This is a genomic window from Stenotrophomonas sp. SrG (assembly GCF_050031795.1).
Taxonomy (GTDB): domain Bacteria; phylum Pseudomonadota; class Gammaproteobacteria; order Xanthomonadales; family Xanthomonadaceae; genus Stenotrophomonas; species Stenotrophomonas rhizophila_A.
Window position 1 is genome coordinate 1 of record NZ_JBNBBE010000525.1, and the last position, 254, is coordinate 254.

The window sequence follows — 254 nt, forward strand, 5'->3', positions numbered from 1 at the left end:
GGTGCCGTTCATCATTGAGTTTGCTTGCCGTCACAGGCTTTCACCCCTGCCCGCTATCCTTTCGGCATGAACCGACTCCCCCTCCTGATCCTCATTTCCGCCACCCTGCTCGCCTGTACGGGCGTGGGCGCCGATGCCGGTGCCCAGAGCCTGGACTCCCAGCGCGCGCAGATGAAGGCGGCCATCGAGAATGCCGAACGCGGCCAGTTCGATCCCGGCCAGTCGGCGGGGCTGGCAAAACATCCGCTGTATGG

1 protein-coding gene is annotated in these 254 nt (G+C 64.6%); it reads left to right on the forward strand.

Annotated elements, in window-relative coordinates; genetic code table 11:
• Positions 1-66: 66 nt before the first annotated feature.
• The coding region (locus ACQG3P_RS20725; protein WP_426806105.1) for a hypothetical protein at positions 67-254 on the forward strand (188 nt) is incomplete at its 3' end.